Origin of the sequence: Moritella sp. Urea-trap-13 (assembly GCF_002836355.1) — a bacterium.
In the GTDB taxonomy this organism is placed as follows: domain Bacteria; phylum Pseudomonadota; class Gammaproteobacteria; order Enterobacterales; family Moritellaceae; genus Moritella.
The window spans coordinates 18186-32836 of record NZ_PJCA01000031.1 but is presented as its reverse complement, the minus strand read 5'-3'; the positions used below and the strand labels follow the sequence as shown (position 1 = coordinate 32836).

The 14651-nt window shown below is 41.2% G+C and carries 11 protein-coding genes; 10 read left to right on the top strand and 1 reads right to left on the bottom strand.

Annotation, left to right across the window (positions count from 1 at the left end; genetic code table 11):
* The first annotated feature begins 382 nt into the window (after nt 1-382).
* The 9 genes from CXF93_RS22085 to CXF93_RS08190 all read left to right on the top strand — a co-directional run bounded on the left by CXF93_RS22085 (nt 383) and on the right by CXF93_RS08190 (nt 11921).
* Entirely contained in the window at nt 383-1816 is a 1434-nt protein-coding gene (locus tag CXF93_RS22085) for a DUF4041 domain-containing protein (protein WP_101061945.1), read from the top strand.
* A 2-nt stretch (nt 1817-1818) separates the two neighbouring features.
* Nucleotides 1819-3063 (top strand): DUF4041 domain-containing protein, encoded by a 1245-nt coding sequence (locus tag CXF93_RS08225; RefSeq protein WP_101061944.1) that lies wholly within the window; start codon nt 1819-1821, stop codon nt 3061-3063.
* 459 nt (nt 3064-3522) lie between these two features.
* Nucleotides 3523-3996, top strand: coding sequence for a pyrimidine dimer DNA glycosylase/endonuclease V (locus tag CXF93_RS08220; protein ID WP_101061943.1), 474 nt, complete (start codon nt 3523-3525; stop codon nt 3994-3996).
* Between the two features lie 171 nt (nt 3997-4167).
* Complete coding sequence (gene hutC, locus CXF93_RS08215) at nt 4168-4872, top strand: histidine utilization repressor (RefSeq protein WP_101061942.1); 705 nt, start codon at nt 4168-4170, stop codon at nt 4870-4872.
* Nucleotides 4873-5099: 227 nt separating this feature from the next.
* Entirely contained in the window at nt 5100-6311 is a 1212-nt protein-coding gene (hutI, locus tag CXF93_RS08210) for an imidazolonepropionase (RefSeq protein ID WP_101061941.1), read from the top strand.
* Nucleotides 6304-7416, top strand: a complete 1113-nt coding sequence (hutG, locus tag CXF93_RS08205; protein WP_101061940.1) for a formimidoylglutamase — start codon at nt 6304-6306, stop codon at nt 7414-7416. The genes hutI and hutG overlap by 8 nt, the downstream gene beginning before the upstream one ends.
* An 85-nt stretch (nt 7417-7501) precedes the next feature.
* Complete coding sequence (hutU, locus tag CXF93_RS08200; protein WP_101061939.1) at nt 7502-9202, top strand: urocanate hydratase; 1701 nt, start codon at nt 7502-7504, stop codon at nt 9200-9202.
* Nucleotides 9203-9218: 16 nt separating this feature from the next.
* Nucleotides 9219-10751: a histidine ammonia-lyase gene (gene hutH, locus CXF93_RS08195; protein ID WP_101061938.1), complete on the top strand. Its 1533-nt coding sequence runs from the start codon at nt 9219-9221 to the stop codon at nt 10749-10751.
* A 432-nt stretch (nt 10752-11183) separates the two neighbouring features.
* Nucleotides 11184-11921, top strand: a complete 738-nt coding sequence (locus CXF93_RS08190; RefSeq protein ID WP_101061937.1) for a Crp/Fnr family transcriptional regulator — start codon at nt 11184-11186, stop codon at nt 11919-11921.
* A gap of 40 nt (nt 11922-11961) precedes the next feature.
* Here CXF93_RS08190 and CXF93_RS08185 read toward each other — a convergent pair whose 3' ends face one another.
* The gene (locus CXF93_RS08185) at nt 11962-12543 is read right to left on the bottom strand and encodes a DUF2238 domain-containing protein (protein ID WP_369832204.1); all 582 of its coding nucleotides are present in this window, start codon (nt 12541-12543) and stop codon (nt 11962-11964) included.
* Nucleotides 12544-12920: 377 nt separating this feature from the next.
* On the opposite strand from CXF93_RS08185, the gene CXF93_RS08180 reads away from it, so the two are divergent.
* The gene (locus tag CXF93_RS08180) at nt 12921-14519 is read left to right on the top strand and encodes a BCCT family transporter (RefSeq protein WP_101063292.1); all 1599 of its coding nucleotides are present in this window, start codon (nt 12921-12923) and stop codon (nt 14517-14519) included.
* Nucleotides 14520-14651: the final 132 nt, after the last annotated feature.

Here is a 14651-nt window from a genome sequence, read left to right as displayed (position 1 = left end):
CATTATCGTTAAGTTGCTGAGTTAGACCTCTAGCCTAACATTTCATATTTAAAGATAGCCAAACCTACATTTTTGTAACCATCTTATTCGTCAAAATAAGTCAGTTACCTCGGTAATGAAGCGACAAACTAAAACCCAAAAATAAATGACAGCTAGATACACTGATACTTAATTACTTCAATTAAAACTCTGATTAATAAAGTATTTTATAATTTAAAATATAAATAACCCATAATTTTTTAGACTTGTTCTAATATTCAAAATCCCCCCCTATTAATGACAATCAATTGAAATAATTCATAAAAAATTGATTTCATTAACTTATATCAATTTACTGAGTGTTATACTTCTCACCAATTTTAATTGACAGCTAAAGGTATACATGAAACGACTCTCGACTTGTGCCCTACTCTATCCTACCTCGGTATTATCCAGTGAGGAAACAAGTACTACGATCTCCAATGTTAGTAATGAAAGTTACCAATTTTTGGTGCTTGGTATTCTAACTATTGCTTTAATTATTTTCTATATCAGCATCAGAACCTTAATTTCAGCTTCCAAAGCTAAAAAAGAAGCTATCGATTTACAAAAAAAATTGGATACTGAACCATTAGATGCTGCTCTTTCTCGCTTAGAATCTGAAATTAACGAATCCAAAAATAAAGTCGAAAAGAATATAGGGTTGCTAGATACTCTTTCTAAACTAGCTTCTCCAGTCATTCTTAATGCTGAAAAAATTAAAGTTGGTCTATTGCCTCCAACCTTTTGCTCTGAAGATACTCAAGAACTTAAAGAAAATATTCATCAGTGTAGAATAGAGCAGTTCGAACTTATAAAGAATGGCTTAGCTGTTGAAATTTATGGTGAGTTCACCTGGTTAGGTTCTAAATCTAATGGCATGATTTTCATGAGTTCATATCGAGACCTGATCTTAAGAGCATTCAACGCTGAATATGAGATGATCTGTAGAAAAATGCGTATCAATAGTTATGTAGGCGCGGTAGAGAAAGTTAATAAGCTAACAACTCAATTGAGTAAACTAGGCGAAACGGCAAATGTTGAGGTTACTAATGCATATGTTAAATCCAAACTTATTGAGCTCAAATGGTGGTATCAAGGTTTAGAGCATATTGATCAATTAAAAAATCAGCGCAAAGTTGAAAAACAGCTATTGAGAGAACAAAATAAAGTAATGGGTAGCGTAAATGCAGCTCTGGAAGATAAAATTGAAGATTCAGAATTAGAACTAGAAGAAGCTAGAAAACGAGCAGAAAAAATGGTTGATAATGAACTTGCTGAAATTGAAAAAATGATTTCTCGAATAGAAAAAGAGAAAAAAAGCCTGGAAGAGAAGTTTGAACGTGCTATATCTCAAGCTCAAATTACACGTTCAGGCTATATCTACGTTATATCAAATAAAGGTTCATTTGGTGAAGGTGTAGTAAAAATAGGCATGACTCGTCGACTAGAACCATTAGATCGAGTGCGAGAATTAGGTAATGCATCAGTTCCATTTAGATTTGATGTACATAGCTTGACCTTTGTAGACGATGCACCGTCAATTGAAAAAAAACTTCACAATAAATTTCATGATAAACGTGTTAACACGGAAAACTTTAGAAAAGAATTCTTTAAAGTGAGCATCAAAGAGGTCATGGAAGTATTTGATGAATGTGGATTAGAAACTGATTGGTACGTGGAAGCAGAAGCAAAAGAGTATGAAGAAACAAAACAAAAACGTGCAGCGTTGATTGCAGTATCCGGATCAAAAGAAAAGCCAAAATCTGTTGCTCAAGACTTACCGGAGTTTATTTAACTATGACAAGCATTCTATTACTAGGTGTTAGTACAGGCATTATTTTTATTGCAAGTATTGCACTCTATTTCAATTCGAAGTCTAAGCTCAATAAAACTAATGAAGAATTAAATCATCTTAAAGAAATTGCTTCACCTCGTGTTAATCTTGAGAAAGAATTATCAGGAATCAACGACAAAGACGAAGCTACGAAATCTACATATCGTAATTTAAGAGAGAAGCTAACTGATTGTGAAGCATTAATTGAAGAACATGATATTGGTGTCGGTACTGTAGACAGCAAATTATATATACTGCCAGACTATACCGATAACACGTATTCCATTGAGCAAGAAATAAAATCCGTAAAAGATGAAGCAAAAAAAATGGTCAAAGATCGTACTGCTTGTATCTGTAATATAGGTGATAATATTACGTTAGGTAACAGTAAAGCAAAAGCAAGATCTGCATTTAAACGAGAAGAAAAACTTCGTATTCGCTGTTTAGATAATGAAGTTAAGGCCGCTATTGTCCTTGTCGATTGGTATAATGTTCAACGCCTTAAAGAACGTATAAAGAAAACATTTCACGTGATCAATTCTTCTGGCCATCTTACCAAGACATTTTTACAAGAAGACTATTTAAAGCTTAAACTTGCGGAGCTTCAGTTAAGCTTTGACCTAACCGAGCAAAAACAAGTCATCAAAGAAAGAGAACGTGAGGAAAAAGCTATTCAAACTGAAGCTGAACGTGATGAACAAAAGCTACAAGCAGCTCAAAAGAAAGCAGAAACTGAGCGCTTAAAAATGGAAACCCTTATTGAGAAAGAATTGGCAAAGCTAACAGATAAAACCGGAGCATCTCAAGATAAGCTCAATGAATTAAAAGCTGAGTTAGCAAAGCTAAAGGAGCGTGAAGTACGCGCTATGTCGATGGCACAACAAACACGTGCTGGTTATGTGTATGTGATTTCAAATCCAATGGCGTTTGGCGATAGAATTTGTAAAATTGGTATGACGCGTCGCTTAGAACCATCCGATCGAGTCAAAGAGCTAAGTAGTGCCTCTGTACCAGATGTGTTTACGACACATGCATTTATTTATTCTGAAGATGCTCCATCACTTGAACGCCAGCTTCACAATAAATTTGATAATAAGCGGTTAAATCTGGTGAATTTACGCAAAGAATATTTTGAAATAGATCCTAACCAAGCTATCGATGCGGCTTCAGATATCGATAGCTCCTTAGAGATTAAACGGTTTGCTTAATTTGAAATACGTTTAAAATCAGTAAATTTGACATAAAGCCTCTCCCTACAGGGCTTTATGTCAAACTACCTCTGAGTTTAAGTGAGCAAGCCGAGTCATTCTACGCAAAATATGGTTTCGAGGTACTTTGTTAAATCAACGGTCGTGTAAGAATGTTCATTCCAATAAAAACAGTCAGCTATTCACTTAGATGTATCAAGTAATCAAACCCAGCCCAACCCAGAACAGAGTAAGACTTTTATTAAAATTCCCCCTTTCCTTAAAGTTACATTGATCCTTTCCCGATATTCATCCGTATAGATTCATTAAGAATTATGAGTAGGTAGGGAAAACCAACGTACTTAGATGTCACGGTATGGCAGGCGTCGATGGTTATACCTGTTGGTGACTTACAAATTTTCTTCAATAAAATTGAAAATTTGCAATCTGATAAACCCATTGCTGAAAGATGAGGCGTTAATGAATATTTTCATTTTAGATACTAATATTCAAAAGTGTGCACAATACCACTGTGATCAACATGTGGTGAAAATGATCTTAGAGAGTGTACAACTACTCTGTACTGCATTAAATAAAAAAGGCTTCGTAACTCCTTACAAGTCGACCCATTCAAATCACCCTTCAGTATTATGGGTTGAAGAGTCTTATGACAATTTTTTGTGGCTTAAAAAATTAACGTTCGCACTCAATAAAGAATATAAATATCGATACAATAAAGAAGTAGATCACAAATCAATAGCAACGCTAAATGAAATTAGTCATTATTCATTTCCGGCCATTGGTCTAACTGCGTTTCCTCAAGCGATGCCAGACAAATATAAAGTTGATAGCGATGCCGTCAGTGCCTACAGGAATTTCTATATCGGCGATAAATCCAAATTTGCAAAGTGGACTAAACGTGTGGCGCCAAATTGGTTTATCGAAGGGTTATAAGCGGTTCTGATCCTACATTTAAAAGCAAACTCCCCCCTCAGTCCTTTACCACCAACACATAATAACTTGCATTTTCTCACCAACTAATAGATCATTTGTATAGTCAATTAAGCTTAATTGATTACTTCATTACACTGCTATTAAAATTAGACGTTATCAAGGTTAGACACTATGAACAGTTCGCCGCGCTATATTCAGATCCAAGACTTCATCCTTGAAAAAATCAATACCCATGTTTGGCTGCCTGGTAACAAGATCCCAACAGAACTAGAGCTAACCAAACAGTTTAACGTCAGTCGGATGACAGTGAATAAAGCCATACGCGATCTAGTCAATCAAGGTCTGTTAGAAAGAACCCCGCGTCTAGGTACCTTTGTATGCCAGAAAAAGGTCGAATCATCCCTGAGTGATATTCGTAATATTGCTGATGAGATCCGTCAACGCGGTAAAGCCTACAGTAATAAGATACTGCGTCAGGTGACGATACCTGCTGATGATGAAATAGCGATGCGCTTGGGCGTTAGAATAGATACGCCAATTTTCTTTAGTGAAATCATACATTACGAAGACGATGTCGCATTACAGTTAGAAGTGCGTTGGGTCAATCCACAGTTTGCGCCAGACTACATCACGCAAGACTTCAGCCTAGCGACACCCAATGAATACTTAACTAAAAACTGCCCATTAAGCTCGATTGAACATACTGTTGAAGCGGTAATGCCAATCACGTCTATCCAACAGCACTTGAACTTAACAGCACTACAGCCTTGTCTGTTACTCAATCGTCGCACTTGGAGCAAGCAAGATTTGATCAGTGTTGCCCTACTTTATCACCCAGCAGATAAATACAAGCTAAGCCTGAAAACTGAAATATAGCACTGCCTATTCAACGCCAAATCAACTTATTCCGCTAAGCTATTACCGTCAAACCGTGTCGATTCAATATCGACACGCATCATAAAAACACCTCAAATAATTAACAAAACCACAACTAGATCACAACAAATTGATTTAGAACTTGCGCTTCATCCTTAAATTGTCTATTTAATTGTATATACATTTAAACGTGCCTTTATATTTGAATCTAACAACGTGAGTATCTGATGAGTTTATTGCTAACCAATACAACAATTGTATCTATGGATCAAAGTGATTCCGATTACCAAACCCAACCTCATTGTTACATTGCAATGGAGCACGGTAAGATCGTCGAAATTGGTGCGATGCAGCAATGCCCAACAGCCGCGTTTACTCAGGTTATCGATTGCCAAAACCGTCTTATCACTCCGGGTCTTATCGACAGTCATACCCATCTGGTATTTGCAGGTAACCGCGCTAAAGAATTTGAGCAACGCTTAACAGGCGTGCCGTATGAAACAATCGCCAAGCAAGGTGGTGGCATTCTTTCTACTGTAAACGCCACCCGCGCTGCCACTGAAGCAGAGTTAATCGAACTGGCACTTAAGCGCCTTTCTGCACTTACTGCAGATGGCGTCACAACGATTGAAATCAAATCAGGTTATGGCTTAACGTTGGAAGATGAATTGAAAATGCTACGTGCAGCCAAGCAATTAGAGCAGCACGCCAATATCAAGGTATCAACTACCCTGCTCGCAGCTCACGCTGTGCCACCCGAATATAAAGGCGATGCCGATAGCTACATCCGTTACGTGTGTGACGAAATCATTCCGGCAGCTGTCGCCGCCAAACTAGTCGATGCAGTTGATGTGTTTTGTGAAGGTATCGGTTTTAACTTAGCGCAAACCCAAGCAGTTTTCGAAACGGCCTTATCTTATGGACTCGGCATCAAAGGTCACACCGAACAATTAAGCAATCTAGGCGGTAGTGAACTGGCGGCAAAAATGGGCGCGACCTCGGTTGATCATATCGAATACCTTGACGAGCAAGGCGTGAAAGCACTGGCTGAACATGGCACAGTCGCCACCCTGCTACCTGGCGCATTTTACTTTTTAAGAGAAACCCAGTTACCGCCCATTGAATTGTTGCGTCAACATAACGTGCCAATGGCATTAGCAACCGATTTCAATCCGGGCACCTCGCCTATTGCCTCATTAACTATGATGATGAATATGGGCTGTACCTTATTTAGATTAACGCCGGAAGAAGCACTGCGAGGCGTAACTTGCCATGCCGCCCGTGCATTAGGGTTACAAGATGCTCGCGGCCAAATTAAAGTCGGCTACGATGCTGATTTAGCCATCTGGGATATCGACCACCCTGCACAGTTATCCTATGAAATCGGAACACCAAGGTTGCACGCACGCATCTTAAATGGAGCGCTTTGTCATGACTAAGACTATCTATCCGGCAGTAAGTAATTACGAAACGACCAAAGCGGACATCTGGCAAGGTCGTATTGACGCTGAAGACGGCGAAGCTGGTATGCGTTTTCATCAAAAGGTGCTCGTAGCAGATAAAGACGAACAGTTTACAACTGACAGCCAAAATGGTGTTGTGCTACTCGGTTTCGCCTGTGATGAAGGTGTTAAGCGTAATAAAGGCCGTGTTGGCGCAGTACAAGCACCAGATGTGATCCGTAAAGCGTTAGCCAATATGGCGTGGCATCATGACAATCCAGCTGCGATGACGACTAATAAAAATACATCAACCTTTATTGATGGCGGCAATATCTATTGCAACGATACTGATTTAGCTCGTAGCCAACAAGAACTGGCGAAACATGTTGAAGCCGCACTGAACAAACAGAACAAAGTCATCGTATTAGGCGGCGGACACGAGATCGCTTGGGGCACATTCCAAGGACTTTCTCAGCACTTACAAACAGTTAATCAGCACTTCCAAAGCACAAGCGTTAACAAAGCCAATGTAACTAAACCGAAAGTTGGTATTATCAACTTTGATGCCCATTTTGATTTACGCACCTATTCAGCAGACGATAAAGCATTCCCGACCAGCTCTGGCACGCCTTTTAATCAAATAGCCAAACACTGCCAACAATTAGGCTGGGAATTTAACTACGCCTGCCTTGGTGTCAGTCGCGCCAGCAATACCCAAGCGCTATTTACACTAGCAGATGAGCTAGGCGTACATTATCGCGAAGACCACCAGCTGGCCTCTTATTACCTTGCTGAACGAATCAGTGAGCTAAATACATTTATAAATAAGGTCGATTATCTGTACTTGACCATCGACATTGATGTGTTCTCGGCATGCACTGCGCCCGGTGTCAGTGCACCCGCAGCGCGAGGCATATCTCTTGAAAGCGTCGAAGCTTTATTGCAACCCATCTTTAATGCGACAAACAGCGCAGGTCAAGCCAAGTTATTAGTGGCAGACCTAGCCGAATACAACCCTAATTTCGATATAGACAATCAAACAGCAAGGCTTGCAGCGCGACTAACGTGGGATATCTCCCGCGCTATGTTCACAGTTAAATAGCTCAAGCTTACATAGCAAACCAGATAAAAACTGAATTGCTCATTAATTAAAATACCAAACAAATTAAAGTGAAAAGGAAATCCCAATGACTGATAAACGTTTAGATACATCTCGTACTATCATTGCCCCGCACGGCACAAAGCTGAATACCAAGTCGTGGCAAACCGAAGCGCCATTACGCATGTTAATGAACAACCTACATCCTGATGTTGCCGAACACCCGCATTCATTGGTTGTCTACGGTGGTATCGGCCGCGCCGCGCGTGATTGGGAATGTTACGACAAGATCGTCGAAGTACTTAAGCGTTTAGAAGATGATGAAACCTTATTAGTACAGTCCGGTAAACCAGTAGGCGTATTCCAAACCCACAGCAACGCACCGCGCGTATTAATTGCTAACTCAAATCTAGTACCACATTGGGCTAACTGGGAACACTTCAACAAGCTAGATAAAGCCGGCTTGATGATGTACGGACAAATGACCGCAGGTTCTTGGATCTACATCGGTTCTCAAGGCATTGTTCAAGGTACTTACGAAACATTCGTGGCCATGGCAAAACAGCATTTCGATGGTAAAGCCCAAGGTCGTTGGGTATTAACTGGCGGCTTAGGCGGCATGGGCGGCGCGCAACCGCTTGCAGCGACTATGGCTGGTTTTTCTATGATCGCCGTTGAATGTGATGAATCGCGTATCGACTACCGTTTACGCACAGGCTATGTCGATAAGAAAGCCACCACGCTTGATGAAGCATTAGCGCTACTTGATGATGCAATCAAAAGTGGCAAACCAACTTCTATTGGCTTATTAGGTAATGCCGCTGATATCTTCCCAGAATTAGTCAAACGCGGTGTCGTGCCCGATTGTACTACCGACCAAACATCAGCACATGATCCACTGAATGGCTACTTGCCACAAGGTTGGACAATGGCACACGCTGCAGCAATGCGTAAAGAAGATGAAGCAGCCGTTGTTAAAGCTGCTAAACAGTCAATGGCAATTCAAGTGCAAGCCATGTTAGACCTACAAAAAGCAGGTTCAGCAACGGTTGATTACGGTAATAACATTCGTCAAATGGCTATGGAAGAAGGCGTAGAGAATGCGTTTGATTTCCCAGGTTTCGTTCCAGCCTATATACGTCCTTTATTTTGTGAAGGCATTGGTCCTTTCCGTTGGGTGGCATTGTCTGGCGATCCAGAAGATATCTACAAAACCGATCAGAAAGTAAAAGAGCTGATCCCCGATAATCCACAACTGCATAACTGGTTAGACATGGCACGTGAGCGTATTCAGTTCCAAGGTTTACCTGCGCGTATTTGTTGGGTTGGTCTAAAAGACCGTCAACGTCTGGGATTAGCCTTTAACGAAATGGTTAAAAATGGCGAACTAAAAGCACCGATTGTAATTGGTCGTGACCACCTCGATTCCGGCTCTGTTGCCAGCCCTAATCGCGAAACCGAAGGCATGATGGATGGTTCGGATGCTGTATCGGATTGGCCACTGTTAAACGCCCTGCTTAATACAGCCAGTGGTGCAACGTGGGTTTCACTACATCATGGCGGCGGCGTTGGCATGGGCTTCTCTCAACATTCCGGTATGGTCGTGCTTTGTGACGGTACTGAAGATGCGCATCAACGTATTAGCCGTGTACTACGTAACGATCCGGCAACAGGCGTGATGCGTCATGCTGATGCGGGTTATGACCTTGCCAAAACCTGTGCTAAAGAACAGAATTTAGACCTACCTATGCTTGATACAGCTAATAACAGTAATAATCATAATAAATAATCTTGGAGAAATAAACATGTACCAACTAACAATTAAACCAGGGTTATTAACGCTGGCACAACTTCGTCAAATCAGCCGTGCACCAGTACAGGTATCACTTGATCCTAGCTGCCACGAAGATATCCACGCCAGCACTAAAGTCGTTAACGACGTGATTGCCGAAAACCGCGTTGCTTATGGTATCAATACTGGCTTTGGCTTACTGGCTAACACCCGCATTGCGCCTGAAGATTTAGAAACCCTGCAACGTAGTATCGTGTTATCCCACGCGGCTGGTATCGGCGAATTAATGAATGATGAAACCGTACGCTTGATGATGGTGCTGAAAATTAACAGCCTAGCACGTGGTTTCTCAGGTATACGTTTATCAGTAATCGAAGCATTAATGCAGTTAGTTAATGCCGAAGTATACCCTTGCGTGCCGAAAAAAGGTTCTGTAGGCGCATCCGGCGATCTTGCGCCACTTGCTCACATGAGCACTGTGTTGTTGGGTGAAGGTGAAGCGCGTCATCAAGGTAAAATCATCACAGGTGAAGAAGCATTAGTCATCGCCGGTATGCAAAAAATCACCCTAGCACCTAAAGAAGGCTTGGCGCTGTTAAACGGCACCCAAGCATCGACAGCATTTGGTCTGGAAGGCTTATTTGCCGCTGAGGATCTATTTGCTTCGGCCACCTTATGTGGCGCAATGACAGTCGAAGCCGCGTTAGGCAGCCGTCGTCCGTTTGATCCACGTGTACATCGTGTTCGTGGTCATCGCACGCAAATGGATTCGGCGACTATGTATCGCCATATTCTTGGTTTTAGTAGTGAGATTGGTAATTCTCATACTGCCTGTGAGAAAGTCCAAGACCCTTACTCGCTGCGTTGTCAGCCACAAGTGATGGGCGCTTGTTTACAACAGATACGTAATTCTGCAGAAACATTTGAAGTCGAAGCCAATTCAGTATCGGATAACCCTTTGGTTTTTGCTGATGATGGTGACATTATTTCAGCCGGTAACTTCCATGCAGAACCTATCGCCATGGCCAGTGATAACCTTGCGTTAGCGATTGCAGAAATAGGCAGTTTGTCTGAACGTCGTATGGCACTACTAATTGATAGCAGCTTAAGTAAATTACCACCCTTCTTAGTGGACAATGGCGGCGTTAACTCTGGTTTCATGATCGCGCAAGTCACCGCGGCAGCTTTGGCCAGTGAGAATAAATCATTAGCGCACCCAGCGTCAGTTGATAGCTTACCGACATCTGCGAACCAAGAAGATCACGTATCTATGGCAACCTTTGCTGGCCGTCGTTTAAAAGACATGGCAGAAAACACCCGTGGTATCTTAGCGGTTGAATTGTTGTCAGCGGCGCAAGGGTTAGATTTCAGAGCACCACTAAAATCGTCGCCTTTAGTTGAACAAGCGAAAGCAGAATTACGCGAACGCGTGACGTTCTACGATAAAGACCGTTATTTTGCGCCCGATATTGCTAAAGCTAATCAGCTTATTCTCGAAGCTAGCCACAACAAGCTTGTTGCTACTGACATGCTTCCGAGTTTATAAATTCAGGACCTTGCACTATAAATAAATTATAAATAGATTCGCAGGCTTGACTCTAAATTAACGGTTAACCGTTAAAGATTGTCTGCGAATTTTTACATTTTATCTACGGTAACATCGACACTTTGTTTCCCTCCGACACTAGTCTCGATATAACCACCGCTACCTATATTTGCACATTTACTCTCTCCAATCTCATCCAATTTAGCTTTTAACCTTAAGGCTTAGACTCAACGATTACTTGCCCATTAATTACACAACGAATCTAGACATGCACGCCGTAAACGATTAAACGAAGAGAATATAACCTTGGGTAGTCTTGTACTGTTCGATATAGGACATTTGTTGTATATTTGCGCTAATATATTTTATAAATATGCCGTTTTTTAATTATCTATTTATCAAAAAAATAAACCACCATAAAGGAAACACCTTTTGATTGATTCAGCATTAGCCAAATCCATAAACTGGACCACAAAACTATCTCCAGAACTAATGACGCAACTGACATCAATTGCACAGGTAAAAAAGAATCTAACAACAAGCGAACTCGAAGGATCCGATATTGCCCATCAAGGTATTAGTTTCATTCTTGAAGGTACCGTGGCAATTTGCTTACAAACACCAAATCTGAAAACAGTTAACAGCGTCATTGTCGGTAAAGGCAGTTGGTTTGGTGGATTTGAGGAAGGTGAATCTGACTATACGCCATTCTTTATAAGCCAGATAGATCCAGTATCTATCGTCCATTTTAAAAATAGCCAGCTACAGCGTATCGCCGAAAATAATGTCGAAATATACAAATGGTTTCACGGCATGTCGTTTGATGTAAAAGCGAAATGGTTACAAGCACAAATAATAATGAGTGCAAATACCTTATCGCGCGTTATTTATCTGCTACTTGAAATCGCAACAAACAAGCAGAAGTTACAAGGTGAAATACCTAAAATAATGATATCGCAACAACAGATTAGTCGTATAACAGGTATTGCACGTCAACGTGTTAATGAAGCAATCAAGCAGCTCGAAAAAGAAAAGATGGTAGATTTAGGCAGAAGTTGTATTTATTTATCTGATATAGCTGGTTTGAGCGCTAAGCTCGATGACATAGATCTCAGTGTTAGTGATCCAAGAAGCTTCTTTTTTGAATCGCAAATAAAGGGCTGGGTTTAAATATAACGTTGCCATTAATGTAAACCCAGTCGCATGCTATTTATAGCCTTGAATTATCAATAGCATTTAATTGTCTATCATGCGGTTTGGCTAACAATATTACCGAGCAAATAGCACCGATCAGCGCCAGTCCCATATCTGATTGGGTATCCCATATATAACCTTGGGTACCTAAGAATGCTTCCGCATCTTCACCCGTCGCTAATGCCACCCACCACTCAATCAGCTCGTAGAATGCGCTAAAGGCTAAACTCACAGAGATGATAAATAATACTCGCCAGCGCGCACCATTAACGACATTTTTACGAATAAACAATTCTCTGGCAATCAATGCTGGTACAAATCCTTGGAAGAAATGCCCGACTTTATCGTAGTTATTACGTTCAGCACCAAATAGGCCATCAAAGAAAGGTACTTCGGAATAGGTATAATGACCGCCTATCATCAGCACAATACAATGCGCTAAAATGAAAAAGTACAATAGTGAAGTTAGCTTGAAAGACCGGTAAGTGAGCGCGAGAACAACAGCACCGATAATAGCCGGTACAACTTCAAGGAACCAAGTAAACTGATCTTTAGGCTCAATACCAGACCACACTATTACCACTGCAAAAGTTAACATCCAAAGATATTTAATAACGCTACACTCCATAAATAATAGTTAGGCTACTAAGTATATTAATCGAAGCTAATTGTGACAAGTTAAATACCAATAACCCCGAATAGCTTCTATTTCGATGCCTATCAGCTATTGACCAGCAGTGGTCAATAAGTGAACAATGGTGAAAAGTGTCGAAAAAATAACCGTGATAAATATCACATTAATACTTGTGGGGTAATTAATAACGTAACTAACTGATTATGAATAAAATTTAAATATCATGTAAATACAAGGATATAAGATAACAAACCAGACGGCTAATCTAAGGAGGTAGATAAAACTGGAAAATCACGCCAATGTCGGTATTATCTCGCCCCTCACCCCTTAGTGAGAATTTTATGCAAGTAAATGCATGCCAGATTGGCGAAGATGTACCCGTAACAACGACTACCTCAGAGCGTCGCAAAAGCGACAAATTGGTTCCAGCATTAACGATTGGCTTCATTAGCCTATTCTTATTAGCTGCGATCATTGACCTTCCTCGTTTCACAACCTTAATTCAAAACTTATTTTCAGCTGCTGCTGAACAATTTGGTTACTTTTGGCAATGGCTAATGGTAGCAAACTTTGCAGTTGCATTATGCATCGCAGCAACCCGTTACGGTAAAACTCGTATGGGCATGAAAACCAAACCCGAAATAGGCACCTTCCGCTGGTTAGCAATGATCATGTGTACGCTTTTAGCAGGTGGTGGTGTTTTCTGGTCTGCAGCCGAACCGATTTATCATTTCATTACGCCATCAGCAAGCTATCCTGACATTACAGGGTCGACTGTTGAAGCCGTAGTTCCAGCACTAAGCCAAAGCTTTTTGCATTGGGGCTTTCTCGCCTGGTCTGTACTGGGTACCCTCGCAACGATTGTGTTGATGCATGCGCATCACCATCACGGAATTAAGCTACGCCCACGAGCGTTACTTTTCCCTATCGTTGGTAACCGTTTAGAAAACCATTGGTTTGGTGCTGTAATTGACGCTTGTTCAATTATCGCCGTAGCCGCTGGTACTATTGGTCCTATTGGCTTTTTAGCATCACAAATGGGCTACAGCCTTGAAGTGCTAACAGGCCTTAAAAACGACATGAACTCTCAGCTGATGATTTTAGCTGTGGTAGTGTTTATTTGCGCGGCATCAGCGGCATCAGGTATGGATAAAGGTTTACAGTGGCTTAGCCGCTTAAACGTTATCGGTGCATTTGCATTGCTGCTCGCAATCTTAGTATTAGGTCCAACACAATTCATCTTTGAACAATTTGGTCGTGCTTTTGCAGTTTACTTGCAAGACATGCCAACCATGAGTATCACTAACGACAATCCAGGTTGGAATGTTTGGTGGACTTGGTTCTTCTGGGGTTGGTTCATTGGTTTTGCACCTATGATGGCTATTTTCATTGCGCGTATCTCTGAAGGTCGTACTATTCGTGAGTTGGTATTGGCTGTTGCCGTTGGCGCACCGATTGCAACAAACTTCTGGTTCGCAGCACTCGGTGGCACAGGTATCTTCTTTGAGCTACAGACGCCTGGGATTATTTCTGGACCATTAGCTGAAGCGGGCTTGCCTGCGGTATTGCTAGCAACATTACAGCAATTACCATTAAGCTGGCTCTTGTTACCTGCATTCTTGGTACTGACAACCACGTTTGTCGTGACGACTGGTGACTCGATGGCTTATTCAATTGCTATGGTGGTATCAGGTGATAACGAACCGGATCGTAAACATCGCGTATTCTGGGCAGTGATCATGGGCTGTGTTGCGGCGGTATTATTGCTTGCAGGTGACGGTGGTTTGAATGCATTGCAATCATTCATTGTTATCACTGCAGTGCCAGTATCATTCTTAATAGCTATCACTCTGGTAACAGGGCCTATGGCTGCGATTAAGATGACTCACGCACAAGAAGCGTTAGCTTTAGCTGCTGAGAAAGAACTAGCACAAGCGTAATAGGCTATTAATTTTATAAAGCTATTAGCCTTACAAAGCTATTAACCTACAAAAATCAGCCTGACTTTATAAGCGATACTTGCTTAAAATTGTCAGGCTGATTTTTTTTATCTTTAAAAATCGTTAAAATAT